Origin of the sequence: Agaribacterium sp. ZY112, from assembly GCF_041346925.1 — a bacterium.
In the GTDB taxonomy this organism is placed as follows: domain Bacteria; phylum Pseudomonadota; class Gammaproteobacteria; order Pseudomonadales; family Cellvibrionaceae; genus Agaribacterium.
In genome coordinates, this window is the sequence record NZ_CP166840.1 from 1226316 (window position 1) to 1250613 (window position 24298).

Genomic DNA, 24298 nt, shown 5'->3' on the forward strand with positions numbered 1-24298 from the left:
CACGCTGTTTAAGGCTGGCGGAAAGTATTGATTGTTGTGCCCTTTTTCTACATTAAAACCCTACTTATCTTCTAATAAAATAACGGAAAACGTCGATGAAAAAGATGCTTTCAATCTCTACAAAACTTATGCTGTTGATACTTACTGTGAGTGCTGCTCATGCTATGGCTCTGCGTGTTGGCGATCCTGGTGTGAGTTTCGATACCAGTAAATACGACAGCGATTATCCCGAAATGCTCGAGTGGCAAAAAGCCGGGGTTCAAGGTGGCATCCCCTGGTTGTCACAAAGTGTTATCAAAAAAACGATCAATCCTACTGATAGTGACGGTCTTAATGCGGCCATTAGCGAGGTGGCCAATGCAGGGGGTGGCCAATTAAGATTGCGTAATGGCATCTATACCATTAATAAAGCCGTCAATATGAAAAAAGGGGTGCGTGTTGTTGGTGAAAGTCGCTCGGGGGTGAAGCTCAATATCACCATGCAAGGTAGCAGCGGTATTGCCATTAGCTTCAATGTGCACAATGCCGGTTTAGAAAACCTTACCGTGCAAGGTGCTTATGGCACTCCTAACGATTTTGAGATGATAGATGCTAAAAGTGACTTTTTAATCACTTCTATTAATTTTGGAAGCTCATCAAAGAACTCCTGGCTGGATAAAGTCAGTATTATCAATAGTGGCAATAGTGCTATTTCATCCTGGAATGCCAAGCACATTACGATCAGAGATTGTTATGTGGAAAGGTCTTGGAATAAAGGCGGTGGCGGTCACGGTTATGTTGCTCTGCAAGGTAGCTATATGCTGATGACGGGTTGCCAGGTAAAAAAAATGCGCCACATCAGCATTCAAAAACAATACGCAAAATACAACGTTATTTACGATAACGACTTTGATCAAGAAGTGAGTTTCCATGTTGGTGATGCGGGCTACAACTTGGTAGAAAATAACCGTATTACCCTACCTTCAGGTCTTGATGACGGCTGGCATGCCATCATGACGCCTTGGTCATACAAGCACGCAGGCCCTGGCCCTAAAAATGCCGTATATAAAAATCAGTGTGTAGAAAATAATAACGGCGGTATCCGCTCATTTAGCGACCCCAATATTGTGTATGTGCCCGAGGATCATTACCAAGTATTTACAGAAAGTCACAATACGCCTACAGGCGGCAGTTTTTACCCAATACAGCTTGGTGATAATGGCACTTGTGAAAGCACAGAATTGAAGCCTTATGTCAAAGTAGATAATGAAAGCTGGCAACAACATAGCCAGCTAAGTGTGGAGCAGGGTCAAACTATTCAATTTGGTCCTCATCCAACTACAGGTGGCTCTTGGCAGTGGAGCGGTTGCGGAATTAGTGCTAGCGCTGCAACAGAGCGCCATGTAAGCATTCAAGCGAGCAACTCTTGTCGTGCTACTGCTACTTATACCAACGACTGTGGTACTGAATCCGCCCTCGATTTTGATGTGGTGGTTAATAAGCCTAGTGGACAGCACGCCTACAAACAGCACTCGATTCCAGGGCGTATAGAAGTGGAAGACTTTGACTTAGGCGGCGGTGATGTTGCTTATAAGGATTCTGGTAACGGCAATAATGGCAATAGTTATCGAGAGAGTGAACACGTTGATATTCAAGCAACAAGTGATTCTGACGGTGACTACAATGTTGGTTGGATCGCTGACGGTGAATGGCTCGAATACAGTATTGCCGCAAGTAACAGTGGTAACTACGATATTCAACTTCGTGTCGCTGTTTCAGGTGCATCAGCCAGCAAGGCTGTAATGGTGAGGCTGGATAATGAGCTGCTAGGGCAATTTACCCTTGCTAGCACGGGTGGCTGGCAAAACTGGCAAACACTTAAGCTTGAAAATGTGAGTATTAAGGCTGGCGTGAATCAAGTGCTGCGCTTAGAGATGCTAGGTGGCAACTTCAATCTTAACTGGATTGATTTTAAGGCGAGCACTAATGCAGGTGAATCGGCTTCATTTACGATAGAAGCCGAAGACTTCAGCAGTACGGGCGGCGCTTATGGCGGTTTTGATGTCTACCGTACGGCAAACGGTGTGGATGCTATTAATTTTAACCAGCGTGGTGACTGGGTTGAGTACCAAGTACAAGTTCCAGCGAGTGCTAGCTATCGTATGGAGGCGTGGTTGGGTACAACTCAAAGTGGTGGCGCCATCGAAGTATTGGTAAATGGCACTTCATATCTTAAAGAAAGTGTCAGCAATAATGGCGACTGGGATAATTTTGTAAAACTTAGCCCTAATAATCTTATCCCTCTCGACGCAGGGCAAAATACGATTCGTATTCAAAGCTCGGGCAACTCAAGTTCTACCTGGGAATGGAATGCCGATAAATTTTATTTCATTGCAGATTAATTCCGACAGAGCTTGCTTAGCAGTACTGCTGTACCAGCCAAAGATCAGTCTCATTTGAGGCTGGTCTTTGGGTTTGGGCGAGGGTTCGTATCGAGTCTTTTTATGCGTACTCTTTCGTTCAAACAAATTCACTTGAAGTGTTTTAATCCAACTGCTGTCCAGCGCTCTCGTGCGCTATGGCGAGCGCAGCTAGATAACTATTCAACAAAAGGATGTGAGTGAAGTTCGTTAATTTCAACCCGGTAAACGTTCATCTCTTTAGATCGAGTTCTTCACAGGCTTGTTTGAATCTATAATATAGGCCATCAAGGCCGTGTGACTAGCACGGGAAAAGGAGTGCTGTTTGAGGCTTAAAATATCTATTAATTAGCTTCAATTCTATAATATGTCATTAATCGCCCTTCATGTTTGGGACTATGGCGTACTCAATTTTGATGAGCTAGATTCCACTCTTGACGCTTATTTTAACTCTTTTACGGTAGTGGCTAAGCTGTTTCTTTATAGCGTCAAAGTCATAATCCAAGGTGTTCTCACCCTTATTCCATTCAGCTAAAGGTTCGCTTCTTGTTTTGGAGGTGTACAGTGATTTCTTTTAAGGTGGAGGTGTTACAGTGTTGGCCTGTGTATTGGACGCGTCCAATTGCGTTTACATGCTTGGCCTTCCTTTCGGCTGAAATACTTTAACGTAAGCTACGTTGAAAATATGCGTATGCCAGCCTATCAGATAAAAGGTCCCTGCAGTATTACTCAGGGGCCTTTTAAGTCGACTATAGGGTTCGCGTTTTAGAGTGAGTCACAACGAGTGCTTCCACACATACACACACTGCTATTACTGCGGCTATTTTTGCAGTCATTGGCTTGATTGCCGTATGTTGTTTTGCACTGTGAGGTGGTGTTGCATTGGTCAATAATCGCGCCACTTGATGAGCTGCTAGAAGAACTAGAGCTGCTGGTTGATGAACTACTACTCGAAGAGCTGCTTGACGTAGTTGAACTACTGGAGCTGCTAGAAGAGCTTGATCCTGTATCACAGGCTTGGCTGCCACACATACAGATGCTGGTATTACTTTGGCTATTTTTACAATCAGTCGCTTGATTACCGTAAGTCGTTTTACATTGCGATGTGGTATTACATTGATCGATAAGGGCGCCGCTTGATGAGCTACTCGAAGAGCTGGATGATGAAGAGCTAGAAGAGCTGTTGCTATTGTCATCGACTAAGCGGTATGAGCGTACCCAGTCATAATAGGTGGTACGGTCATTAAATGATGCGCCCATACCGCCACCTGATGGTGGTGGGTTCCAGTCATAGGTTTCAACGACCATTCTTAGGTACATGTCGATGGAGAAATCTGCCGGAGGCTTAACGGTAAATTGCTCTACCCCATCAAGATAAAAGATCACTTCAGTTGGGCTTTTCCACCAAGCGCCGTAGGTGTGGTAGTTGGCGGACGCTAATTCACCTAGATCGGCACCACCGCCTTTGGCGGCCACGGTTTCTCCACAGGAGACATTACGGCTATGCGTGTTTGAGTTCATTTTTCGCATAGTGTTGTTGATCCAGCTTTTACCGCCAGAGTTTGCGCCAACGGTTTCGGTAATATCGAGTTCGGTTACTCGCTTATCACAACCGCTACCAGCGCCGCGGTTATTGATCAACCAGAAAGTGGACGACATAAAGGTTTTATTGGCCTTCATTCGGGCTTCAAAATAAGCGCTGTCGGATGCACTTGCGGTTTTCAAAGAGCGAACCAATCCACCTTGGTGAGACCAGCCGTTAACTTGCTCATTGGCGGGTAGTACATCAGCGGTAATTCGTAAGTTACCACCGGCTACTGTTACTGCACTTTTTTTAAATAAACCGGGCTTTCTGCCTGACCATGTAGGTGAGTTTTTTGCCCATTTAGTACTGTCAAAACCGCTGTTGAATTCATCACTTAACTCTGGAATAAGTTGCCAGGCTTTTCCGCTTGGGGCGGCGGGCTTGGCCATAATTAACTCACTGGTGGCAAGTAGGCCTAGACACAGCAATATGCTTTTTTTGAAGTTCATCGTTTTATCCCTAATTATTTTTTACTTTAACCTATGTGGTTCTGACGATATTTGGTTTTTTTGTGTAAAGATTTTGTCGTTTTTTCTTGCAAGGAAATACAGTTAGGAAGATGAATAAAAGTGAAATTATTCAGCTTGTATTTCTTGTTCAATATTTTAAGGCTGAAAAGTCGAGTGATGTAAGTGTAAAAGTAATTTAGTGACCTAGCCATGCTCTATTTTTTATTTTTGTGATGTAATGACTTGTTTTTGGTTCTTATTACTAGGGTTGTTTATTGGTATGGCGAATATGAAATTTTGTTCTTATTAAGAATTGCTATATTCTGATTTTGTTCACAAATATTGGTCGTCATATCTTTTTATTGTTTAGAAAGTTGAAGCTTAGGTATATGATCGGAGGGTGCTATTTGTCTTGGTGCGTTTATTCTCTTAGAGTTTCTGTGCTCTAGTTTGCGTAGCCAAAGAAAGTGGGATTTTAGCTTTACTCTTTGACAGCACATAGAAAGTCCAGCAGTTAACCTTTACTTTGCTTGTTTGGGTAGAGGTCTCACCTTACAAGTTCAAGCGTGCCGATATAATAATAATGGCGCGTAAAATGGATGTTTAATAAATATAGGCAAAATATGATGAAAAGATTTGTATCTTTAAGTGTATTAATCGTCTCGATGATATTCTCATTGCAGGCATTGTCACAAGATCAATGTAATTTCACTTCTCAATGTAAAACGACCTACGGAAACCAAGCGACGGACTGCAAAGATAGCCGTAGCAACTCAAGTATTTGTATGTGTGGTGGTTCACGTTGTGATGCGCTAGGTAGTTCTTCTAGTTCTAGCAGTTCTTCAACAAGCAGCTCCTCTAGCAGCAGTTCTTCAACAAGTAGCTCGTCTTCTAGCTCATCGGGCGGCTCTATTATTGACCAATGTAATACTACTTCTCAATGTAAAACCACTTATGGTAATCAAGCGACGGATTGTAAAAATAGCCAAAGTAATACCAGTATTTGTATGTGTGGCAGTCAAGCTTGTGATGCAGGTTCGAGCTCTTCAAGTAGTTCCAGTAGCTCAACAACATCAAGCAGTTCTTCGAGTAGTTCAAGCTCTTCAAGTGGTGGATCAGGCACCCTAGGTCGTTTTGATATCGGTAAAGATTTATTGCTTTGTAATTATGATGGTAAGCCTGACGAAGATGATTTACATGCGGTAGCTGGTTTGGCAACAATGCTAAGCGATTCACGCTTTTCTGGCGTGAAATTTCATTGTACCGCTGGTGCCTACGGTACTCAGGGTGGTAGTTTCCTAAAAGAGAACCACTTATTTAATCTTGCTTTTGGCAATAACTGGGCAAGTGCTCACGACAATTATAGTAACGCAGAAACTCAAGCCTTTAATAAGGTGCGTGATACCTTAAATGCGGGTGGTGATATTTGGGTTGCTGAAGCGGGTCAGTCCGATTTCACTGCGGATGTGGTTCGTCGTGTTAAATCTCAGATGCCGGGTATCAATACCAAAAATCGTATTCATGTTGTTCAGCATAGTAACTGGAACGAAGATAAAACAACGGCTGCAGATTTGACTTACGTTAAAAACAATACCAATTACAACAAAATTGCTGATGGAAATTCGCAAGGAAATGGTACTCCTGGCTTAAACAGCAAAAACTCCAGTCAGTGGGGGCGTGCTACGGCTGATGCTCAGGTTGGGCCTGTATGGGTTGAGGCTCGTGCAGCAGCGCTACGTTGGATGGGTGTTAACTGGGATAACGAAAGTATTAAAGACGGCGGTATGGACTTCTCTGATACTGTAGAAGTTATGTGGATCTTTGGTTTTGAAAACCAAAGCGGTGGTATTAACGGCTTCTTTAATGCCTATCTATAAGCTTCGCACTAACTAATCGTTAGCTTGCATTGATGAAACCATATCCTCTAGTGGGATATGGTTTTGTTGTTTTAGGCGAGATCATTACTTCCTTCTTCCTTCTTCCTTCTTCCTTCTTCCTTCTTCCTTCTTCCTTCTCGCTTTTTCTTAAATCAGCTTAGGGATAAAACGATGTTTCACCTGTTGGCAGTATTCTTGATAGCTCGGGTCACAGCTTAGGTGTTGTTCTTCAGTGATGGCTCGAAAGTAATACCATGTTGTTTTTACGACTAGGCCCAAGGTGCCAGCCATTAAAAAGCTTAGCGATATGCTGCCGCTAAAGTAGAGGTAGATGGCTGCTGGAAATACGCCAAGCCACCAGCCAATATTTTTGGAGCTATAGGCCGGGTGGCGAACAAGGGAAAAAGGTCCGGTACGGATGATGCCGCGATGCGTAAGGTTTGAGAAGCGCACACCAAATACGACGGTCGAAGCGGTATAGATAAGGAAGCTTGCAATAATCAGAATAGAGAAAAAGCTAACAAGATACTGATTGCTAATTTGACTAATAGTCCCATCGCCGGGGATATAGATAAACAGGCCAACCAATTGAAATGGCGGATAGCTGATTAGGCAGACAAGCCAGCCAAAAAGAGTTGGTTCTGTTGATTGGGTTTCGTTGTCTAACCAGCGACTGGTGAGTACATAGCCGCACCAAGCAAGAGTGACATCGATGGTGAATATAACAGGCTTGGCGATATTAATGAGGTCTTTATTAAAATGGGCGTGATTGTAATTACCCAGGGAAAGTTGGGTGGGAAGATGATCGATTAGATAACCAAAATTAGATACTAGGTGTGGGAAATGATGGGTAAAAAACACCGTCATTAAGGGAATAAAAAATATCCTAACAATTAATCCGAGGCTGATTTTTTTTAGTCTCTCGTTATCGATAGGGTAAAAAATATGGCTTATTTTTAGTTTGTTTAATATTTTAGAAAGAACAAATTCGATTAATCGGTGGTAGCTATTGAGCTCTTTGTTGCGGTCGTATTTAAAACTATAAGTGATGATTACATAAGGCAGACCAGCCCATAAAAAAGCGTTATATAGGTAGTGATTCATCGCAAACCAGGCTTGATAGTAGCTTGCGTTTCTATCAAAGCCGTATTCGCTGGCCGACTGATAGAAATAGGTAACACCAGCAACGATAGCCAAATAACACAGGTAGCGCCAAGTGCATTTTGCTAGCAGTTTTAGATATTTTTTTTCACGCAGCTCAGGCGCCAAATTAAAGAAGTTTGTTGGATTGATTAGGAGGAGCCGTATTAACTCACTTAGGCACATAAATAAGGATGCAAGAATTAAGCTAAAGAGTTGAACGTTTATGTGGCCTTGTACATGAAATAGCCCAAATACGTTTATGCCTAAATCTAGCCATTGCTGCTGGTAGGCCATTATGGCTATAACAAAAATGGATACGCAGCCGACTAGACCTGTTATCCAGGCACCATCGGTAATCCAGCGCTGCTCAGAGACTTTTGCAGTGCTCACTTGAAAGCAGTCGTTCATAGTATTCTCCGTTTTGTCTCTTGCTAGATGGCTAGTAATGGGCGTTGATATAGACTGCCCTATCGAGACTTTTTATATGCTTTCAATAATCTGCTGTTTTTGTGCTTCTGTCAGAGTTTGACTCATCATTACCGCGTATTTTGCTTGTGCTTCATCGGTGGCAGCCCAAACTCTTGCTACTTTGCTTATGTACTTGGCTCTTTCTTGAGGGTTAATAATATTTTCTGCCAAGGTGAATGCCGCTTCAGGGTTTTTGCTAAAGGTGGCTTCTACAGCGGTTAGGCTGGCTGCTGCTCGCTGGCTGCCCATAGGCAAACTGTTAAACCAAGTGTTGTATTCTCTTTCGTCGCCGTAGGTACTGATTGCACGCGAAACTTGTTGAATTACTTCGTCTTGCTTGGCTTCAGGAAATTCATCAAGGCGTTCAATTAATAGGTTTCTGTCTTTATCGGCAAGTGCTGCAATTGTTGCTTCAAAGGTCTCTGGCGAGTTTTGAAGGTCTTTTCTGCTGATGATAAAGTCCAGTGCGTTTTGTGCGGAGTTACTACTGGCCCAGGTTGTTAAAATATTGCTCATGGCTTCTTGCTGATGATGTTGAGCTAGAGTTTCTGACCATTCAATAGCGTCATAGGCATCGTGTTCAGAGAGTGTCTTTGCCAGCAGGTTAATGAGCTGGTTTTTATCTTCGCCTTCGTCCATAAGCATAAGCTCTATCGAGGCTTCCCATGGGGCTTGCTTGATATGGCTCTCTAAGGCGAGCTTGTACAGTGAAGGCTGACTTGAGCTGTAATCGTGTTCGTGAAGCCAATTTAAAGCGGCATTAATGTCTGTTTTTACCCACACTTGAATAACCGCTTGAGTGGCAATGTCTTTATGTCTGCCTTGTAGTTTGTTTTGTGCGAGCTGTAGTGCAGTGGCGGTATTGATAGCGGCAAAGTGCTTAAAGTAGCTGCTTAGCCACGTCTCATAATGTTGGTGCTGGGACTTGTTGCTTAGCCAGCTTAACAAGACTTGGTTTTGTTGTTGCGCGGCCACTGTTAAGACAAGTTCAGAGGCTCTGTATTTTTGATGTTCGATGGTGAAAGCCATCGCTGAGACAGGGTCTTGGCTGGCCCATTGAATGATGGCAACTCGCAAGCGCGCATCATTGAGTAAGTTCTCTTCTTTACTCACTAAGTGGCGGGCTTCATTTTTGAAGTCACTTGGCTGATGAGAGCTGACCTGAGTGTCGGCCTTGTTACTACTTACTTTGCTGAGCTTTACCTTGTTACTGGTCTTTGGCTGTTGTGTGGCGCTGCGCTGGACTATGTTGTTTGTCTTTGTTGCTGGGCCTTGAATTTTACTGCGCACTTGCTCTTTCAGGCTTGGTGCAAAGAAGGCGGCGTTTAAGCTAAAGCCTGCTAATAAGGAGATGATACACATTAAGGTAAGCTGAATTTTTCTGTTTTTTATCATAGTCATCCCTTAGCCTTTAAATGCTTAGAAGTGCATTGCACGGTGAGCGTTTTAAGTGAGAGGCCGCGTGTATTATTTTTTGATATCGTATTACGTAAACCTACAAGCTTACAAGGCGCTTGGCCTGCAAACTGAGACCTATACCTCAGCGAGTGCTATTGGTCATAGCGTGCGTAATATCAGTAAAGAAACGGGCCACTTTTTCCGTGAGATCTTTACAAGTGATGGAGTGAAGAGGGACTTGAATAACAGGTTTGTATTCAAGTCTTTAGGTTTGGGCTTAAGTACCCTCGAGCCCATTAAAAGCTTAGCCGCCAAAACGGTGAGTCACAGTGGCTTGCATCCATGTTTTATTTCAAATTATCTGCCTTTATTAAGCCTCTGCCTATACTTAAGTTATTCCTTGTTTTAAGCGCTGACCCAAAGGGGCTGAGGCTGCTAAGCATGGTTGTGAACACCTTATTTAAGTGATATGAGTGCCTTTACCTATATGCCTTCTCTTCTAAGTCGCCTTGGCTGCTTGCTTCTTGCTTGTTGTGTGACAACAAGCTCTGTGGCTGCTATCTATAAGCAGGATGAGCTCTTGGAGATGAGCTTACAGCAGTTATTAGGGCTGCAGGTTGTTACTGCTGCTTCTGGCTATGAACAGAAGGTCGACGAGGCTCCTGCAACGGTCACCTTGGTGGAGCGAAGACAGTGGCAGCAATCGGGTTTAAATACCTTGGAAGATGCTATTCGCCCTATCGCTGGGGTGCATGTATCTAAGAACAACATTACGCAGGGCAACACTTTAATCTCAATTCGTGGTGTTTCTGGTTTTTTGGGGCGTAATGTAAAGGTACTGCTTGATGGTTTGGCTGTTGATGACGCTCAGCTCGGAGGTCGTTCTGGGCATTTGTCTCCCGGTATTGGCAACGCTAGCCGTATTGAGGTGGTTAAAGGGCCGGGTTCGGTTGTTTATGGGGCCGATGCTTACGCAGGGGTGATCAATGTGGCCTTACCAGAGGCGGGTGATACAGAGAATAACCAAGTGATCGCTCGCGTCGGTGATGAAGATCATCGTGATCTTATTACGGCTTACGGTGGGCAGCTCGACCAGCATAAGTGGTTTGTTGCTATGGAATACTCAGAAGCTGGGCCTGATTCCGGAAGGCAGGTCGACGCCGATTTACAAACGAGCTTTGATCGTATTTTTTCTACAGATGCATCCAGTACGCCAGCGCTTTTAAGTGAGGAGCATAAAAAATATGATGTGTTGGCACGTTATGAGTTCGATCCGGTTAAACTCGATTTCTTTTATATTCATGCAGAAGGCACGGCCGGTTCAGGGGCTGCAAATGCATTAGATAAACGAGGCTGGCTGGAAAACACGAATCAATATAGTCGTATTCGTTTAAATGTCGATACCTTTATAGATCTTCCTGGTTCTACCGAGCTGTCTTTTATTCATTCGCATCGTGATTTAAAAAACCGCTGGGATGTCTTTCCTCAAGAAGCTCTTTTACCTGTGGGAGAGGACGGTAATTTATTTACTGCTGGTGGGGGCTTAGTGTATTTCCCTGATGCGGTACGGGGTACACCTTCTACCAGTACGGATGAGTACACTGTTAAATTAACACATTTAATTAACCTAGCTGAGCACACCTTGCGTACTCAGCTAGGTTATGATGATGAAACGCAAACCGCTAAAGAAGAGAAAAATTTTGGCCCCGGGGTTTTGGATTCTATTCAGTATCCGGAAGATGGTAGCCCTTATGTGGCCGAGCAGATGATTGATGTTTCGGGGACAGAGTATTTATTTGTGCCAGAGAAAATAAGTCGCCATTATTATTGGTTTTCACTACAAGATGATTGGCGTATTAATGATTACGCCTCGGCCTCGTTAGGGCTGCGTTACGATGAATATTCTGATTTTGGAGGTAGCACTAATCCTCGTCTTGGCTTGCAACTAACACCGTATTCAAAACTTAAAATGAATATGACTTATGGCTCCGCATTTCGTGCGCCTAAGCAAGGTGAGCGAGAGATACGCAATAACCCTTCGCTTATTGGTAATACAGATTTACAGCCAGAAACCATCGATACACTTGAATTCGCGCTGGCTTATCAGGCGACTAGTAACTTGTTAGTAGAGGCAAATGTCTATGCCTTTGAAGCATCTGATTTAATAGTTGAAGTTCCTCTTGAGGAAACACCATCGATTCGACAGTATGAAAATAGTGGTACAAATCATGGCCGCGGTGCAGAGCTTGGCTTAAGCTGGAAGGCGATTAATACATTAACGCTAAAGCTCAATGCAAGTTACAACACGGTAGAGCTTGATAACGGCGATCCGAAACCGTTTATACCTAAGAATATGTATTTTGCCGGTATTAATTGGCAGTTTAATACTGCACTTAATACCGATGTGGGTTTTAAGCACGTAGGGCAAAGAGCGAGGGAGGCGTCAGATTCACGTTCTTCGCTAAAAGCTTATAACTGGGTGACTGCAGCAATCACTTGGCAGCTGGCGCCAGCTGTTGAACTAAGGCTATCAGCTGAAAATATAAGTGATACCGATGCAAGAGAGCCAAGTTTAGTTAGCTCGGCAATTATTGATGATCTTCCTAATCACGGCAGGCAGTATTTATTAGGGTTTAGCTTTTCTTATTAACAAAATTAAACAAATCTTGGTTTGACTATTTATTGCTCTAGAGCTTGCCTCGTAACTTGTTGTTTTACATCTGGGAGTTGTAGGGGGAAGCTGCAATAGGCTTTAACTCACTTCAATAATTTGATCTGTTAATATTTCATTGGCTTCTGGTCGCTCAAGCTTTTCTAGCTTTTGGTGAATATCTTGCATAGCTTCTTGTTGTTTGTGCTCATATTCTTCCTCTACAAAACGGCCAAGTGCATGCATAAATTGCTCACAGTAATTGCAGATAACACTTAGCATTAAACTTACGTCTTCTACTTCTTTATAAGCATGAGCCAGTTTTTCTTGTTTTACTTGTTCTATCCATCGGATATAACCTGCATTCATGACGCCGGAGCGAACAAGGGTGACATGAATGTGAATCAGCATATTCTGCATGCCTAATAAGCTTTTCTCGCCATGTTTAAAGCCTACTATTTTATTAAGCTCGCTAGTGATGATGAGAAACTGTTCGATGTAGTGGAACTTGGATTGCAAAAAATCAATTAAAGGTTCAATAAAAGCAGGAGGGGTAAAGCAAAGCTCATTCGCAGGCATGCTTTTAAAAATTAGAATAAGCGCTTCAGCATCATCATTATTTCGATAGTTTTGATTCATTTGTAATAGAGGGATTAGGTCATTTAAGGAGCGCTCTTTAGGTTGGAATATATCGATGTAGTAATGCCATACTTCATCCAATACCTCTATGATTTGTGCTTCTCTGCATATTTGCTTGCTGATTAGGCCTCGAGGAAAACCAGTTGCGTCGGGTGATTCGTGATGCTGCGCAACAGCATTGGCGCAGTTAACGCTCAAGTCTTTACAAGACAAGATTATTTGTTGAGCAATAAGCGGGTGGCTTTGCCATTGGCGCCATTGAGCTGCATTTTGACGGTGCTCTTTATCAAGTAAGGCTGGGTCGAGGTGCAGTAGGCCTATATCGTGAAATAGGGTGGCTACAAAGAGTTCAAAGCGTGCGATTTCGGGCTCTTCAATAAATAGGCGCTGAGATAACCAAGCGCAAAAGGCTGCTTGATTAAAGACTTGAGGCAGTTGCAGTTTGAGCACGGTGAGCTTTTGCAGCAGCAAGGGGTAGCGGCTAAGGCCCGCGCAGAGCTTTTGTAGTTCGTCATCGTCATTGTGCATAAACCACAGTTCGCGCAACTCTTTGTCATTCAAGAAGATGACCCTAATAGCCTGATATAGGGCTTCTGCATCTAGCTGCCCATCTATTGCGACACTGGTTTCTATGGGCTTTAAGAGTTTGAACTTCACTACTTGCGCAGCAGCCTTGCTATCTAGGCTATTGCCTGCGGGCACGATTAATTGCCCTTGCTCATTCTGAATGTCTTCAGTGGCAAAGACATCTTGCACATTGTTAACAGAAGAGAGGTGGGAGCTGTAATGCTCGCTGTCGATTTGAGTGCTGGGTTCCATGGCTCTATGCCTATAAGTGGTTGCCTATTTAGTATAAGAAACTTGAGCAAATCTGCATGCAAGCGTTGCGCTGTTTATGCGGGCACGTACAATGCGCGCATGATTCAATTACAAACAGTACAATTACAGCGTGGCGCCAAAATCCTATTGGATGGTGCCGACCTTCGAGTTCACCCAGGGCATAAGCTCGGTTTGATTGGTGCCAATGGCAGCGGTAAGTCGAGTCTGTTTAAGCTCTTACTTGGCGAATTACATGAAGATGGCGGCCACTTTAGTGTGCCGGCTCAGTGGCGTTTGGCGCATATGGCACAGGAGCTTGGTGAAACTGATCGCAGCGCCTTGGACTATGTTCTCGATGGCGACGAAGAGTTGCGCCACTTACAGGCTCAACTTGAGCAGGCCAGTGGTGATGCCTTAGGCGAGCTCTATGCAAAGATGGAAACCATCGGTGCTTACGATGCGGAAGCTAGGGCCCAAAAGTTGCTGCGTGGATTGGGTTTTGCGGCTGATCTTATTCACAACACGGTACAAAGCTTTAGTGGTGGTTGGCGCATTCGTTTGAATTTGGCCAAAGCGCTTATGTGTCGCAGTGACTTGTTACTGCTGGATGAGCCTACTAACCACTTAGATTTAGATGCTTGTGTTTGGTTAGAGCAGTGGCTGCAAAGCTATGATGGTACGCTGCTTATTATTAGCCATGACCGTGATTTTCTCGATAATGTGGTTGATGGCATTGTGCACTTAGAGCAGCAAAAACTTGTCGCTTATAGTGGTAACTACAGCCAGTTTGAGATTCAGCGCGCCGATAGGCTTGCTCAGCAAGCCCAGGCTTATGAAAAACAACAAGCCCGCATTAAGGATATTGAGAACTTTGTGCGCCGCTTTAAGGCCAAAGCCAGTAAAGCCAAACAAGCCCAGAGTCGAGTTAAAGAGCTTGAGCGCATGCAGCGAATTGATGCAGCGCACGCTGATTCACCTTTTAGCTTTCGTTTTTCTGAGCCTGAAAAAATGCCTCAGACCTTAATCACCTTAAGCAAGGTGAGTTTAGGTTATGAGCAGCCAATATTGGAAAATGTTGATTTTAGTGTGCTTGGTGCGTCGCGTATTGGTTTGCTTGGCCATAATGGTGCAGGTAAGTCGACTTTATTAAAGTATTTGGCCGGCACCAATCAAGCCCTTGCTGGGCAGAGAAGTGACGCGCAATTTTTGAGTATTGGTTATTACAGTCAGCATCAGCTAGATACGCTCGATTTTAGCGCTAGTGCTGCTTTACATATTTCTCGAATCAGCCCCGAAGCGCGTGAACAAGAGATTCGTACCTTTTTAGGTAGCTTTGGTTTTCATGGTGATAGAGCTTTTGAATGCATTGAACATTTCTCTGGTGGTGAAAAAGCACGCTTGGCACTTGCACTTTTGGCTTGGCAAAAACCAAATTTACTCTTATTAGACGAACCAACTAACCACTTGGATCTTGAAGTTCGCCATGCTTTAACGATTGCTTTACAAGCCTATGAGGGCGCAATTGTCTTAGTGAGCCACGACAGGCATCTGCTGAAAAATACGGTTGATCAGTTTATGCTGGTTGATTCAGGTAAAGCGAATTTGTTTGACGGTGACCTTGATGATTACGCCCGCTGGTTGCAGCAAGACAAGACCGAGTCGGATTCTTCTGAGCCCAGTTTTGAAAGTAAAAATGCAAAAAAAGAAAAGCGCCAAAACGCTGCGGCTTTACGTAAAAAACTACAGCCACTTAATAATAAAATTAAGAAGCTAGAAAAGCAGATCGCTGAGAAGTCAGAAAAGCTTCAACAAGTTGAAGAGCGGTTAGCTGATAGCGCTGTATATGATGATGCGAATAAAGACGAGCTAAAAACGCTGTTGCAGAAACAAGCAGAATTAAAATCATCTGTAGACGACTTAGAGGCCGAGTGGTTTGAGCTGAGTGAGGAGCTAGAGGAGGCTCAAGCTGAGCTGTGATGTTTAAGAATCAGTAAAGCGTAATCTTTAAGTGTGTGATTTGTTTTTACTGTATGAGGGGTATAAAGACGTTTAGCATTAATGGATGCGTTTTCCTCCTATTATTTTTCGTCTTTCACCTAGGCGCCTTTCTATAGATTGGCTGGGGTCTCCATTAACAGTGGGAGGCCCTAGGTCTATTACTCGTCTGTCTTTGCCCTGACGTTCCTCTAGAGCTTCTTCAAGCTGTGCTATGACGAAGTTTTTTTCAGAGAAATATAAGTCAGTCATTTGAACAATACCACTTAGTCTTGTCCACTCTTGGCCCTATATTGGTGAACTCATCGTCATTATAGACTGCTCATGCCTTGCTTGAGCTTGTTTTAAAGAACAATTGTTCTTAAGGCGTAGTATCCTTATACAGATTGATGTATATGTTCCTGCCTGTATTTTTAAGCTGCTTAGATGTTGGCTTTTTTACGATCAATTTGGCTGTTTGTTATAGTAGGTATATAAATATGCTTTACCTAAAGGGGATACCCCAGCACTACGTGATTGTGTCTATTATGGGGGCTCAACTCTTTTTAATGGTTTCCCTGTATTTTACCTTTGTTGCTAGGCATGTGCTGAAACGGGTAGATCTGTTTAATGTTTTTGTAGCTACCTATATGTTCTATTTAATAGGTCATAGCTTACAAATAATTTCAACAGCGATTTTGGCCTATTCGATTCTCTACCTTCGTATGTCTATGCTTTTAGGTATTGGCCTTCCGTCGTTAACTCTGTTTTTGTTTTATCAGTGTGGCATTAGCTTACGTAAGATCTGGCTCTATTCATTTTATGCTCTAGGTTTGTTCTTGTCGGTTATTTATTGCATAGGTTCAGATGCATATAACTACCAAATAATCTTTTCAGAAGAGTATGCTCAGTTGCTACCTGTGACACTGTGGGGGGCAATCCATATTGATGCTGAAATGTTGGCTTTGGTGCTGATATCTTTATTGCCTACCTCTTATCTTTTGTATATTGAGTTAACAGAAGAGCGTAGAAATACCTGTTTGGCTTTTCTTATTGGAACATTTGTATTAACACTGCTTTATCTTGTGGGTTTATATCAGCGAACATATTGGTTTTATTATATTGGAGCGGTGTTAACGTCTGCCTTTTGGGTTTGGGCTGTTTATGTTGATGTGAAATCGACTAAAAGTCAGGCTCAGAAGTTAAAAGAAGAATTGCAGTTATTTATCAATAATGAGAATAGTGACTTTGAGCTCGATCTTAAAAAGTTATTAATATCAATTGAGAGTGATAGTCAGGGGAATTTGAATCGCTACAAACTTAAGGTAAGAGAGCTATTAGATGAATTAACCGATTCGACGATTGAAGCCGGTGGTGATGCCGAAAGCCTGTTAGAACGTAATTTGGGCAATATTGATACTCTTCTCAAGAGTCCCGATCTTAGCAGTGTTCGTAGCTTTGCTACGCAAGAAACTGCTGAGTTAAGCAATATGATTTCTCAGTTGCCTGCAAAGCGCAGCGTGAAAATTATTGCTCAAACACAGGAGTATATTGAACGTAACTTTCATAAGGCAATTGAAGCCGCTGATCTTGCTGCTGAAGTTAATGTCAGTCAGTCGTATCTGATGCGCTGCTTCAAGAAAGAGACAGGTAAAACCATTAAGCAGTACCTCACTCAGTATCGAATTGAACAAGCCAAGTTATTTTTAAAGGAGAAGAGTGTTTCTGAGGTTGCTTTTTCCGTTGGTTACAATGATTCAAATTACTTTGGTAATGTATTTAAAAAGCATGTTGGTATTGGGCCTCAGCGTTATAAAAAAGAGCAATACGGCTAAGGCTAGTGATTAGCCTTAGCCCATTTGTTGTGGCGTATCGGATGCGCTCTTAATTCCTAGTCGCCTTAATAAACCTTCCATCAATAGGTAGTTAACGGGTACCAAAAGCAGCGTGATTAAGGTTGCGAAAATGATTCCAAAACCTAAAGAAATAGCCATTGGTATTAAGAACTGAGCTTGAGTCTCTTTTTCGAATAGTAATGGCATCAGGCCAAAAAACGTAGTTATTGAGGTAAGCATAACAGGTCTAAAGCGAGCGGAACCTGCATGTAGTACGGCTTCTTTAACTGCTTGCCCTTTAGCTCGGCTCTTATTGATGTAATCAACCAATACTAAAGAATCGTTTACGAGCACCCCAGTTAAGGCTAATAAACCCATCATGCTCATAATGGTTAGGTTCATACCCATAATCCAATGCCCTAACATAACGCCAATAAGGCCAAAAGGGATAATCGACATAACAATAAAAGGTTGAAGATAGGATTTAAATGGAATTGCCAGCAGGCAGTAGATAATAAACAGTACGGCAATAAATCCGTAAAGCATACTGTTATTGCTCTGCTTTTGTTCTTCTTGCTCGCCACCAAACTTGTAGCTGATGCCTGGGTATTGCTTAGCGATAGATTGCATGAACGTCTTTAGGTCGGCGCCTACTACTGTCATATTTACTTTATCTTTTTCTATATCTGCGGTGACGTTGACAGCGCGTTGGCCATCTATACGCAAGATTCGAGTAGGGCTAATGCCTGGACTTAGTGTTGCAACTTGCTCTAAAGGTACGTTCACTCCACTTGGACTAGTAATTAATAGGCTGTTTAAATTACTGAGTGAATTTCTTTCCGAAATGGGCATGCGCACCATAACTCGTACATCATTACGACCGCGTTGAACTCGCTGAACTTCAATACCAAAAAAAGCCTGCCTAACTTGGCGAATAATATCGCTGCGGCTTATGCCTAGTACATGTGCTTGAGGCTTTAGCTCTACGCGTAGCTCTTCTTTACCTTGGTTAATACTGTCATTAATATCAAATACACCGCTATAAGTGGCAAGCTGTACTTTAATTTGTTCTGATACTGTTTCAAGTGTGCTTAAGTCTTCGGCTCGTATTTGTATATCGATAGGCGAAGAGGTTCGGCCTATTTCAGCTCGAAAGTTGATTTCTTCTGCTCCCGGTATATTACCAATGAGCTGACGCCATTCTTTAGCGAGCTCTGGGCTGGTAATTTTTATAGCTCGGCTTTCTGGTGAGGTCAATTGCACATAAGCTCGGCCAATATGACTAGCACCACCCCAGTCACCACTGATAACTAGCATACGCTCAACAATGCTTTCACCTGTTTTTTTATCTCGATAGCGCTCTTCTAATTCTTGGGCTGATTTTAATATGTGTTGCATATGTCTGTCAGTTACCTCAAAAGGTGTACCGACGGGCATTGAAAGATTAAAACGAATGGTTTCGCTAGGTACGCGAGGGAAAAAAGTAAAGCGAGAGTGCCCTGCCATGATGGCGCTAATAATAATAGAGAATATAGCCACAAAAAAGACAAGTGTTGTCCATTTGTTTTCTATGCACTTTCTCAGTAGGGGCTGATAATAAGTAAGGATGGAGCGTTCAAAACCCTTGGCGAAATTTCTTTGCCATTGCTGTAGTTTATTTCCCTCTTGGTCATTATTCACTTTAATGTGCTTAAGGTGAGCAGGTAGTACAAACTTACTTTCGATGAGTGAAAAAATGAGTACGGGAATTACTACTAAGGGGATTTGGGCAAAGATAGGCCCTCTATTGCCTTCTATAAATGCTAGAGGGCCAAAGGCTGCGACAGTTGTTAGAATGCCAAAAGTCACAGGTACGGCGACTTCTTTTGTACCATTGATGGCGGCACTTAAGCCATCTTCTGAGTGTTGCAGGTGGGTGTAGACGTTTTCGCCAGTAACAATAGCATCATCGACAACAATACCAAGTACGATAATAAATGCGAATAAACTAATCATGTTAAGGCTGGTGCCGGTTAAACTCATGACCAGCCATGCACCACAAAAACTAATAGGAATGCCAAGAAATACCCAAAATGCGACTGCGGGCCGTAAAAATAAAGATAATAGAAGTATGACAAGCAATCCGCCTTGTATGGCGTTTTTGGTGAGTGTGTTAATACGCTTTTTTACAATTTCACTACGGTCATTCCAGTAATCTAGATGAAGATCGGGGCTTAGGCTTTGACGGCGTTGTTCTACAAAGGCTTTAACAGTATCTGCTACCTCGATAATACTCTGATTGCCAGTTGCGGATATGTCTATGCTTGCGGCTCTGCGACCATTAAAGCGAGCGCGTACGGTTTTTTCTTCAAAGCCATCGTTGACGCTGGCAACATCATTTAATCTTAGTATGCTGCCATCTTTGTTGGTTAGCAGAATAATGTTTTCAAAGTCGGCTTGGTTATAGGCTTGGCCCTTAGCTCGAATTAGAATATCTCCGCCCGAAGCACTTATATTGCCGGCGCTTAAGTCGAGGGAGCTACGGCTAATGGCGTCGGCAACTTGTTGTAAGCTTAAGCCAAATTCGCGTAGTTTATGCTGGTCTAACTCAATCGCTATTTCATAATTTCTAATTCCGTAGAGCCAAGCTTGAGTGACACCGGGTAGCTGTACGATTTCTTCTCGCATGCTTTCACTGAGCTCGCGTAATTCTCGCTCACTCACATCACCACTTAAGGTGACCGTAATGGTGGCTCTTAAGTATTGGCTCAACTTAATAATGGGGCGTTCTGCATCTGCAGGTAGAGTGTTAATGGCATCAACACGATTTTTTATATCATCTAATAAGTCGCGAGCATCGTAACCTGACTGTGCTTCAATAAAAACGCTGCTGCCGCCCTCTGTGCTTTCACTTCGGTATTCTTTAATGCCCTCCAGGTCTTTAACGGCTTCTTCTACTCGTGTGGCTAAACCTAGCTCGGCATCTTCAGGGTTTGCGCCACGTAGATTAATACTAACTTGTACCGTATCGCTTTCTGTTTTTGGGAAAAACTCTAAGGGGATTTTATTAAATAGCGCATAAACACCGCTAAGTGCAATGCTGATCATTAATAAATTCGCAGCAACATGGTTGCGCGCAAACCAAGCAATCATATTAGTGCTCCTGCTTGCTGGGGTTTGATTTTTCTTTATCCGTGGCTTGCTGAACTTCACCATCGATACTTACTAAATTTACTTTAGTGCCTGAAGCAATTTGTCCGAGCGGGGAAACTGCAACGAGTTCACCAGCTTCTAGGCCACTGTTGAGAACGGCATAGTTCTCATCTTGCCAGCGGATAGAAATAGGGCGTCGATATACGGCACCGTCTTTATAGGTATAAACATAAGAGCCCTGATAGATAGCTCTATTCGACACGGTAATGGCTTCCTCTATCTCATTTGCAGTGATTTTTGCGCTGACATATTGGCCAATTTTTAAAGGGAAGCGACCTTGTGATTTTTGCCCCCAAGGATCATCGATTCTTGCTACCACATAAAGCTGGCGGCTGCTTTCATCAATGCTCGAGGCGGTGCGTACAATTTGGCCTTTCCATAATTCTTCGCCGGCTAAGTCGGAGCGTATTTGTACTTCGGTTAAGGCTGCTGAATCACTGCTGTGTAAGTAGCTTTCAGGTAGGGTTAGTAAGGCTAAATCACTGTTTTTAACTGGTAAGCGTATTTCAACCGCGTCGGTGGCGTAAACTTCGCCAAGTGTGACGTTAGCACTGACAACTTGACCTAAATCGACCTGAGTGCTTAGCACTCGCCCATCAAAGGGGGCTTTAATAAAGGTACGAGCTAAATTAACACGCGCCTTTCGGAGTTGAGCTTTGGCCGACTTTAATTTAGCTTCGGCCGCTTTTAATTGTGGTGAACGTAATACTAAGGCGCTAGGCTCCCCGCCTTGGCCTAAGCGTTGCCAATCTTCTTCAGCTTGATTTACCCGAGCTTGTTCTTCTTCTAAATTACGTTGCGCGTCGGCTAGGTTTGCTTCTGCGATATCAACATCGATCTGATAATCGACATCTTCAATATTTAATAGCACTTCTCCTTTTTGAAAGAAACCGCCGTCGCGAAAGCGCTCGGAAATATGAGTAATACGCCCGCTGACTTGCGCAACGACTTTGCTTTTAACGCGAGGTTCTACGAGGCCGTAGCTGAGCACTTCAGGTTTTAGTGTTTCCTGTTTAATACGCTCAGCGTCGATAGCAACCTGAGTAAGTTTTGCGTTAAAGTTTCTCTCGGGGCTGGGTTTGAAAATTAACAATAAGGCGATAATAAGTGCCGCTACAGGGATTACCAGCAGTAGTGGGTAGCGTTTAAAAAATCCACTATGACTCAAGGCGTTATTGTTCATACTTGTCCTTTGGTGCGCTGTTGTCAGCAAAATTAAGCTCGCCAGCCAGGGCTTTATGCAGGCGAACTTTATTTTCGAATATTTGTTTCTGTAAGGAGATTAATCGAACTTCGGCGTCCAGTGCTCGACGCTGAGCATCAAGCACGGTGGTGTAGCTAACGATGCCTTTAAGGTATTGATCAAAGCCGAGCTTTTCTGCAATGACGGCATTGTCACGGCTTTGTTGTACATGGTTTGTTTGTTTGGCTAGGCTATCTTGGTTTTGTAATAGGCTTTCTATTTCTTGGAAGGCTCGATAAACCGTTTCGGTGTAGCGGCTTTCATTTTGCTCAAGGCGTAAACGAGCGGCATCTTCGTTAGATTTTAAACGGCCTGAGTCGAGCAGCGGTTGTAGCAGTGAGGCGCCAATAGACCAGCTCAAATTTCCGCTACTTAATACTTCACCCAATTCGGCCGAGGTACTGCCCCCGCTGGCGGTTAAGCGTAGGCTTGGGAAACGGGCTTTGTGGGCTACAGCAAGATCACTATTACTTGCAAGTAAGTTAAGCCATACTGCATTGAGATCGGGGCGGCGCATTAACAGTTCGGAAGGGAGTTCCGGTGGCAGTAGTACTGAGGTGTCAGGAAAGTCTTTTGGTGCTTGATATTGATCACTAGGGTAGTCACCGAGTTGAATATTGAGTTCTCGTCTGGCATCACTGAGTGTTTGTTTGGCTTTTTCTAACCCACTTCTTTCGCCTTCAACATCGTTGCGGGCAAGGTAGACTTCAAGCGCACTGTTTAAGCCACTGCGATAGCCACTTTCGATAATGCTTAAGTTGTTACCGAGCATGGCAAGGCGCTTGTCTCCGAAGCGCACAAGCTTTTGGCTTTCAATCACATTGGCCCAGGCAATAGCGATATCCGTAGTGAGTTGACGTTTGGCTTCGTCGTAGCTTGCTTGAGCTGCGGCCACGCGCATAGCTGCGGCGCGTTTGTTATCGGTGACTTGGCCCCAGATATTAAGCTCATAGCTCATATCTAAGCCGGCACTAAAGCTGTTGGTGGTTGGGCCGTTTTCAATGGGTTGGCCCCGTGTGGCACTGACACGGGCATCTAATTCGGGCACATAACGCATGTTGGCTTGATATAGCTGTGTTTTTGCTATTTCTAGTTCGAGGCGCTGCTGCTCTAGTTGATGGTTATGTTGTGTAGCGTAGACAATAAGGGCGTCTAAGCTTGGGGCTTGCATTAAGCTCTGCCAGCTTAGCTCGGAGCTGTAGTTGTGACCGGCTTGTTGCCATGTTTTGGGTAGCTCAACAAGATCGGGCGCTTGCTGTTCGTAATTGCTGGCGCAGGCATGTAATAAGCTGATGCTGCAGAGCACAATATAAAGGCGCAGGTTTCGAGCAGTAATAAACAACATTAATTGCGTGGGCCTTCCGCTTGTAATAATCAGGGTGGTGCTTACGCTAAGGTAGATGCTTTATGATTGCAATTACTGGAAAAAGGTTCCTTATTTTTGTCTCAATTTAAGGGGCTGTTTGGGGCATGGTTCTAGAAGGTAGGAAAGTTAGGGGCAGCTCTGTGCCCCTAGTTGGCTTAGCAGCGCTCTACATAAAAACGCATGCTGTGCTCGTAGCTTTCGCCGGGCTGTAAAATACAGTTTGGGAAATCTGGCTTGTTAGGTGAGTCTGGGAAATGTTGTGGTTCTACACAAACCGCAGTGCGACGCAGGTGGCTTTGGCCTTTACCTGTCAGACTGCCGTCTAAGTAGTTGGCAGTATAAAGCTGGGCGCCAGGGGCATTGCTAGCGATACGTAGTTGGCGCCCGCTAGATGGTAGGCTTAGCACCGCAATATCGACGATTTCTTTGCCATCACTTTTACTCACAAAGTTGTGATCGAAGCCTGCACCGATCTGTATTTGTGGGTGCTCACTATCAATGTCTTGCCCAAGAGTTTTAGCTTTTCTGAAATCAAAGGGGGTATTCTCAACACTCGCTATTTCACCAGTAGGAATACAGTTTTCATCATAAGGGGTGTACTGATCACAACTCATTTGCAGTAAGTGATCATCAATCGGGCCATCGCCAGCTAAATTAAAATAAGCGTGATTGGTCATGCTAATGGGCGTCGCTTGATCACTGGTGGCTTTGATATCACAGTGCAGGCAGTTGTTGTCATCAAGTTCGTAGCGAAGCTCAACCTCTACGCGGCCGGGATAACCTTGATCACCGTCTTCACTGACTAGGGTCATGGTCACAGCCGCGCGTTCATCGTCGGCCATTTTGGCTTTCCATAAGCGCTGATCAAAGCCTTCTAAACCACCATGTAGATGGTTGGGGCCATTATTACAATCTAAGTTGTAGCTTTTACCGTTGAGTTCAAACTTGCCATTGGCAATACGGTTACCAAAACGACCGATGGTGGCTCCCATGTAGAAATTGCTTTTGGCGTAACTCTCAACATTAAAATAACCAACAATAATGTCGCAGCTTTCTCCGCCGCGACCTGGAGCCATTAAGCCAACTAAGGTTGCGCCGTAATCGGTAACGGTGGCGCTAACGCCATTTTTGTTGAACAGGGTGTAGAGGTTTGCACTGCTGCCGTCGGGCAGGGTGCCAAAGGGGCGTGAGCTGACAGGGTTCATGCGTTCTCGGTATTGCTAATGAATATGAATAAGCGGTGCTTAGGCACCGCTCAAAA

The 24298-nt window shown here is 43.7% G+C and carries 14 protein-coding genes; 6 read left to right on the forward strand and 8 right to left on the reverse strand.

The genetic code is table 11. The features are described 5' to 3' along the window. Window positions 1-95 precede the first annotated feature (95 nt). A complete protein-coding gene (locus tag AB1S55_RS05475) occupies window positions 96-2381 on the forward strand; it encodes a carbohydrate-binding protein (protein ID WP_370980786.1) in 2286 nt (761 codons plus the stop codon). Window positions 2382-3164: 783 nt separating this feature from the next. On the opposite strand, the gene AB1S55_RS05480 is transcribed toward AB1S55_RS05475, so the two are convergent. After that, entirely contained in the window at window positions 3165-4433 is a 1269-nt protein-coding gene (locus AB1S55_RS05480) for a hypothetical protein (protein ID WP_370980787.1), read from the reverse strand. A gap of 623 nt (window positions 4434-5056) precedes the next feature. On the opposite strand from AB1S55_RS05480, the gene AB1S55_RS05485 reads away from it, so the two are divergent. Further along, window positions 5057-6310 (forward strand): hypothetical protein, encoded by a 1254-nt coding sequence (locus AB1S55_RS05485; RefSeq protein WP_370980788.1) that lies wholly within the window; start codon window positions 5057-5059, stop codon window positions 6308-6310. 147 nt (window positions 6311-6457) lie between these two features. Here the strand turns inward: AB1S55_RS05485 and AB1S55_RS05490 are convergent, their stop codons facing one another. Next, a complete protein-coding gene (locus AB1S55_RS05490; RefSeq protein ID WP_370980789.1) occupies window positions 6458-7861 on the reverse strand; it encodes an isoprenylcysteine carboxylmethyltransferase family protein in 1404 nt (467 codons plus the stop codon). Between the two features lie 72 nt (window positions 7862-7933). Next, complete coding sequence (locus tag AB1S55_RS05495) at window positions 7934-9322, reverse strand: hypothetical protein (protein WP_370980790.1); 1389 nt, start codon at window positions 9320-9322, stop codon at window positions 7934-7936. A 61-nt stretch (window positions 9323-9383) separates the two neighbouring features. On the opposite strand from AB1S55_RS05495, the gene AB1S55_RS05500 reads away from it, so the two are divergent. Together AB1S55_RS05500 and AB1S55_RS05505 are read left to right on the forward strand one after the other, a co-directional pair. Beyond that, window positions 9384-9728 (forward strand): hypothetical protein, encoded by a 345-nt coding sequence (locus AB1S55_RS05500; protein ID WP_370980791.1) that lies wholly within the window; start codon window positions 9384-9386, stop codon window positions 9726-9728. 78 nt (window positions 9729-9806) lie between these two features. Continuing rightward, a complete protein-coding gene (locus AB1S55_RS05505; RefSeq protein ID WP_370980792.1) occupies window positions 9807-11969 on the forward strand; it encodes a TonB-dependent receptor plug domain-containing protein in 2163 nt (720 codons plus the stop codon). Between the two features lie 102 nt (window positions 11970-12071). Here the strand turns inward: AB1S55_RS05505 and AB1S55_RS05510 are convergent, their stop codons facing one another. After that, a complete protein-coding gene (locus tag AB1S55_RS05510) occupies window positions 12072-13427 on the reverse strand; it encodes an HD-GYP domain-containing protein (RefSeq protein WP_370980793.1) in 1356 nt (451 codons plus the stop codon). 99 nt (window positions 13428-13526) lie between these two features. On the opposite strand from AB1S55_RS05510, the gene AB1S55_RS05515 reads away from it, so the two are divergent. After that, entirely contained in the window at window positions 13527-15404 is a 1878-nt protein-coding gene (locus AB1S55_RS05515) for an ATP-binding cassette domain-containing protein (protein ID WP_370981574.1), read from the forward strand. Window positions 15405-15901: 497 nt separating this feature from the next. Further along, window positions 15902-17236, forward strand: a complete 1335-nt coding sequence (locus tag AB1S55_RS05520; protein ID WP_370980794.1) for a helix-turn-helix transcriptional regulator — start codon at window positions 15902-15904, stop codon at window positions 17234-17236. Between the two features lie 15 nt (window positions 17237-17251). Here AB1S55_RS05520 and AB1S55_RS05525 read toward each other — a convergent pair whose 3' ends face one another. From AB1S55_RS05525 to AB1S55_RS05540, 4 genes are all read right to left on the reverse strand, one after another. After that, entirely contained in the window at window positions 17252-20368 is a 3117-nt protein-coding gene (locus tag AB1S55_RS05525) for an efflux RND transporter permease subunit (RefSeq protein ID WP_370980795.1), read from the reverse strand. Between the two features lies 1 nt (window position 20369). Further along, window positions 20370-21611 carry an efflux RND transporter periplasmic adaptor subunit gene (locus tag AB1S55_RS05530; protein WP_370980797.1) on the reverse strand — a complete coding sequence of 414 codons (1242 nt, stop codon included), beginning with the start codon at window positions 21609-21611 and terminating at the stop codon, window positions 20370-20372. Then, the gene (locus AB1S55_RS05535; RefSeq protein WP_370980798.1) at window positions 21601-23016 is read right to left on the reverse strand and encodes a TolC family protein; all 1416 of its coding nucleotides are present in this window, start codon (window positions 23014-23016) and stop codon (window positions 21601-21603) included. The genes AB1S55_RS05530 and AB1S55_RS05535 overlap by 11 nt, the downstream gene beginning before the upstream one ends. Before the next feature lie 176 nt (window positions 23017-23192). Then, window positions 23193-24242 carry an aldose epimerase family protein gene (locus tag AB1S55_RS05540; protein WP_370980799.1) on the reverse strand — a complete coding sequence of 350 codons (1050 nt, stop codon included), beginning with the start codon at window positions 24240-24242 and terminating at the stop codon, window positions 23193-23195. Between the last annotated feature and the right edge of the window lie 56 nt (window positions 24243-24298).

Excerpts from the sequence above, each read along its gene's own strand:
- AB1S55_RS05475 (WP_370980786.1), top strand. The coding sequence starts at position 96 with ATGAAAAAGATGCTTTCAATCTCTACAAAACTTATGCTGTTGATACTT.
- AB1S55_RS05480 (WP_370980787.1), bottom strand. The coding sequence starts at position 4,433 with ATGAACTTCAAAAAAAGCATATTGCTGTGTCTAGGCCTACTTGCCACC.
- AB1S55_RS05485 (WP_370980788.1), top strand. The coding sequence starts at position 5,057 with ATGATGAAAAGATTTGTATCTTTAAGTGTATTAATCGTCTCGATGATA.
- AB1S55_RS05490 (WP_370980789.1), bottom strand. The coding sequence starts at position 7,861 with ATGAACGACTGCTTTCAAGTGAGCACTGCAAAAGTCTCTGAGCAGCGC.
- AB1S55_RS05495 (WP_370980790.1), bottom strand. The coding sequence starts at position 9,322 with ATGACTATGATAAAAAACAGAAAAATTCAGCTTACCTTAATGTGTATC.
- AB1S55_RS05505 (WP_370980792.1), top strand. The coding sequence starts at position 9,807 with ATGCCTTCTCTTCTAAGTCGCCTTGGCTGCTTGCTTCTTGCTTGTTGT.
- AB1S55_RS05510 (WP_370980793.1), bottom strand. The coding sequence starts at position 13,427 with ATGGAACCCAGCACTCAAATCGACAGCGAGCATTACAGCTCCCACCTC.
- AB1S55_RS05515 (WP_370981574.1), top strand. The coding sequence starts at position 13,527 with ATGATTCAATTACAAACAGTACAATTACAGCGTGGCGCCAAAATCCTA.
- AB1S55_RS05520 (WP_370980794.1), top strand. The coding sequence starts at position 15,902 with ATGCTTTACCTAAAGGGGATACCCCAGCACTACGTGATTGTGTCTATT.
- AB1S55_RS05525 (WP_370980795.1), bottom strand. The coding sequence starts at position 20,368 with ATGATTGCTTGGTTTGCGCGCAACCATGTTGCTGCGAATTTATTAATG.
- AB1S55_RS05530 (WP_370980797.1), bottom strand. The coding sequence starts at position 21,611 with ATGAACAATAACGCCTTGAGTCATAGTGGATTTTTTAAACGCTACCCA.
- AB1S55_RS05535 (WP_370980798.1), bottom strand. The coding sequence starts at position 23,016 with ATGTTGTTTATTACTGCTCGAAACCTGCGCCTTTATATTGTGCTCTGC.
- AB1S55_RS05540 (WP_370980799.1), bottom strand. The coding sequence starts at position 24,242 with ATGAACCCTGTCAGCTCACGCCCCTTTGGCACCCTGCCCGACGGCAGC.